Source organism: Prosthecobacter sp., from assembly GCF_044373815.1.
Classification (GTDB): Bacteria; Verrucomicrobiota; Verrucomicrobiia; order Verrucomicrobiales; family Verrucomicrobiaceae; genus Prosthecobacter.
The window spans coordinates 1-3932 of sequence record NZ_JBIPNG010000556.1; the positions used below are offsets into that span (position 1 = coordinate 1).

Below are 3932 nucleotides of genomic sequence, written 5' to 3' on the forward strand. Positions count from 1 at the left end.
GTCGATCTTCGGACTCTCCTTCGCATAGGCCGCATAATCGCCCTTCCGCGTTTCATGGATGCACATCAAAACCCTCTTTCCAGGCACCTCCACAAACTTCATCCCCAAAGAGTTCACCACCGCCTCTCCTCCCCACGCGCAATCCGCCACCATGCCCAAACCAACCAGCAGTATCAATGGAGCCCATTTCATTCTCCAAAAGAATAACCCAGCGGACGACTTGTCACGCTTAAACTGCGAGGAGCAAGCTGCCAGGCATACAGCCCTCTTCTTTTCGGGTCCGTCTTCCGTAGGCACACAGTTCTGGATAAGATGCGTGGAATGATTGGTCAGCGCTTCCCTAGCCTCACCACACCCCGCTCACCTCAGCAGAATAATCGGCTGCTGCAGCTGCACCTGCACGCTTCCTGGCACCCCCACCACTTCCAGGATGCCGGTCGTTCCCGCGGTATTGTTATTACGATAGATGGTGAGGATGGCCGTCGGATTGTGGATCACCGGATTGTGCCGGGTCACGACGTTGTCCGTCTGCCGCCACACCTGGCCGTTATCCATGGTGAATGTGTGAACCCCTGAGAAGCCTGCAAAATCGCCTTTGAGGAGAAAGCGGAAAGACAGGGCGTTGCCGCCCCCGCCCTGATTGGCATTCTGGCCGGCATTCTGGCGCTGCTGCCGCGCCAGCTGCTCAGCCATGCGCTGGGGGTCATTGGCGCTGCGTCCCACCGGGACGGCAGGCCGGTTTGAAAGACCACCACTGCCGATGGGCGGCTGCGTCGGCACCGCAGGTTGCGTCGGCGCCGCAGGTTGCGCCGCCTGTATGGGGGTCAAAATTCTCTTCGCTTCGGCCAGCTGAGCCGCCGTGGCCTGCGCATCGTAAACCTGCCCGTTCACCGTGCCACCCTGCGGATTGGCCTTGCACCAGGCCCCAATTTGCAGCGCCTTCAGGCACAGCTCATAAGGCTGCCCCGTGGACGCCGCATACTGGCGCGCCAGTATCTCGTATTGGCTGAACATCTCCTGGGCCTGTCCCAGAGCTGAGCAGGAAAAAAACGTGACCAAGGTAAGCAGTATTCTCATGCTGCCATTCGACCACACGCGGGCACTGACGTCAAGCCTTGCCACCAAACACGACCTGCTCTAGGGATTCTCCCGACCTTCGCCTCAGCAAGAGGCCGGGCATTTAATGCGCTAAGCAAGCGCAAACCACACGTCAGCAATCACTTAAACTGGCTCTTATCGGCCACCCTTGGCGCGTAATTGCCATAGATACGGGCCAAGCCACGGCGCAGCTAACACTCGGCTCCCCAAGCTCACCCACCTCCCGATCCCATCCTCTCCCCACCGCAGCTCCGCCTCCTGACAGGGTCCCAGCCATTCACCATCGCCAGCCACCCTTCCCCCAAAGCGTTTTTATTTGAGGGCGTCCAGACGCTTCTGCGCCTGAGCCACCCCGCCCAGCGCCGCACGCGAAAAGAATGCACGAGCCTTGGCCAGATCTTTGTCCACGCCTATGCCGGTTTCATAAAACACGCCAAGATTGAAGTACGCCTCTTGCAGACCGTTTGCCGCTGCGAGACGGTAGAAGTTCAGGGCTCTCTTGGGATCCGGCTGGATGAGGATGTTGGCCTTGTCGCCAGGGGCTTTGAGGATGCCCGTTTCACAGGCATTGCCGAGACGGAACAGAGACTGGGCGTCATTGCCGTAGGCAGCCTTGCTGTAGTAATCAAAGGCCTTGGGCACATTGCGCTTCACATCAGCGCCATCAGGGCCGAGACCCTGTTCATAGATCTGACCGAGGATGAGGTTCGCAGGAGCAAGACCTTTTTCGGCGGCTTGATGGAGCATCTCCAGCACGGCAGGCACATCTTTTGCCAGCAGTTTGGGACTTTCCGGGGTGTCGGGATCGCCATTCAGCAGACGACCGCCAAAGGAATTGAGCGCGTCTCCGTCGCCTTGATTGCAAGCTTTGACGAGATACGTCAGAGCCTTTGAATGGTCCTGGGGGATGCCTTCGATTCCGACGGAGTAGATCTGTGCGAGACCAAGAGTGGCTCTGCCGTCTCCTGCCTTTTCACCTTTTTCAAGCAGCGCCATCGCTTTGGCGGTGCTCTTTTCCACCACGACCTTGCCCTTGTCCCCTTCAGTCACACCTTGCAGGTGCAACTGGGCCAGCATGCGACGTGCGATCTTTTCATCTGCGGCTTCAGCTTCTTGGATCAGCTTGATGCCTTCTTTCACTTTCTTAGGGTTCTTCGCGCCAGTCTGCGTCAGCAGTAGAGAGAGTTCAGTCTTGGCAAGGATCTGGCCCGCGCCTGCTGCCCTGCGGTACAGGGCGGCGACTTCGTTGATGTCCGATCCACCGAGCACTCCCCAACGGGCCAGCGCATACACGGCGTCCTTGTCATTCTTCTGGGCCAGCGCGCGGACTTTCTCGACGGCGGTACTGAAAGACTTGCCTACATCCAGGCCGGCGCCTGGGCTTTGAACAAACTGGTCCTGATCAGCCTTCAGCGCGGTGAGAATGTCCGTGAACTCTTGGGAGGCTCCGGGCAGTTCGGCAGTGTCGATACCGGCGACCGCGACGAAGGCGGCGAGCTTCATTTTGAGAGCGGTTAAAAACATAAAGGGCGGGCTTGGATGCGTGGTGATGCAGGCGGCTTTGAGCTTGGCTTGTCCGGCGGTCTTTCATGTCTTCCTGGCGCAATGAACCTTGAAGGTAGAGTAACGGGCGGATTTTGACGTTATAGACCGCGCCTACGACAATGTCCGCTCCTTTATCAGGCAAAGATGCCGCAAAGATGCCGCAAAGATGCCACGCATTTGATTCCAAGACTCATCCTTCGCGAACCTTGAAACCCGACGGGTTCCTTCCTCCTTGATGTCCCCGCGCTTTTCGAATTCTGAAGCTTCTCTGGGACTCGCCGTCGCCTGCCCCCAAAGCCTTCGCCCTCCCTCACCTCATCCAATTTCCGAACCCTCTTCAATCTCTGCCACCTCTGCCTCTTTGCCCCTCTGCGGCAAAACGAACGTCCCTGCTGCCCTGATCCAGCAGGAAAGCGCTGGGTGTCCCATGCCTCCGGGAGCAGCGCCGCATCCGACAAAAGAACGCCGCTGCCAGCAACGATTCCATCGATTCGGCAGCCACACAAAAAAACACGCTCACCACCCTCACCACCCTCACTCCAGTGCCATTCACGCGGGCAGGCCTTACGCAGTGCACTCATCCTCATGGAGTTGAAGATATAAATCTCCGGGTAGTTTCTCCCAATAAGCGAAACTTTCCCTAAAGGAGGCGTTTGCATCTGATGCAACGCCTCGCCTCCTTCGACGCCTATCGCGGCATCGCTTTGTTCCTGATCGGATTTCACGAACTCCTCCTTCTCGACGAAGTGGCCGCGCGTTTCCCGCACAGCCCCGTCTGGCGTTTCATCCGCTTCCACACCTCCCATGTCCCCTGGACCGGCTGCTCACTGCATGATCTCCTCATGCCATCCTTCGTCTTCCTCATGGGCGTCTCCATGGTCTTCAGCCTCTCCTCACGCGCAGCCAAAGGCGACACGCCACGTCAAATGACCCAGCACGCCGTCTGGCGTGCCCTCGGTCTCATCTGTCTCGGCATCTTCATCCGCAGCCTCGACCGCCAGATGACGCTCTGGACCTTTGACGAAACACTCACCCAGATGGGCCTGGCCTACCTCCCCGTTTTCGCCCTCGCCTTCTGCGGCACACGCACGCGTGTGGTGGCCTTTGCCGCCTTCATCGTGCTGCACTGGCTCATCTACGCCCTCCACCCCGTCATCCCCCCTCATGCCGACCCCACCGCCTGGAACGTCCCTTCAGTCTGGACTCACGATTTCGACGGATTTTTTGCCCACTGGAACCACAACCGCAACGCAGGCTGGGCCTTCGACGTCTGGCTGCTGAATCATTTC

At 58.6% G+C, this 3932-nt stretch carries 3 protein-coding genes and 1 pseudogene; 1 reads left to right on the forward strand and 3 read right to left on the reverse strand.

The features are described 5' to 3' along the window. From ACIREA_RS28085 to ACIREA_RS28095, 3 genes are all read right to left on the reverse strand, one after another. Positions 1–192, reverse strand: a 192-nt coding sequence (locus ACIREA_RS28085; protein WP_397385630.1) for a hypothetical protein, incomplete at its 3' end; no start/stop codon positions are given. A 168-nt stretch (positions 193–360) separates the two neighbouring features. Continuing rightward, positions 361–1077 carry a hypothetical protein gene (locus tag ACIREA_RS28090; RefSeq protein ID WP_397385631.1) on the reverse strand — a complete coding sequence of 239 codons (717 nt, stop codon included), beginning with the start codon at positions 1075–1077 and terminating at the stop codon, positions 361–363. Positions 1078–1410: 333 nt separating this feature from the next. After that, positions 1411–2622, reverse strand: a complete 1212-nt coding sequence (locus ACIREA_RS28095; protein ID WP_397385632.1) for a tetratricopeptide repeat protein — start codon at positions 2620–2622, stop codon at positions 1411–1413. Between the two features lie 683 nt (positions 2623–3305). On the opposite strand from ACIREA_RS28095, the pseudogene ACIREA_RS28100 reads away from it, so the two are divergent. Then, positions 3306–3932: pseudogene (locus ACIREA_RS28100) on the forward strand (DUF5009 domain-containing protein); the annotation flags it as partial.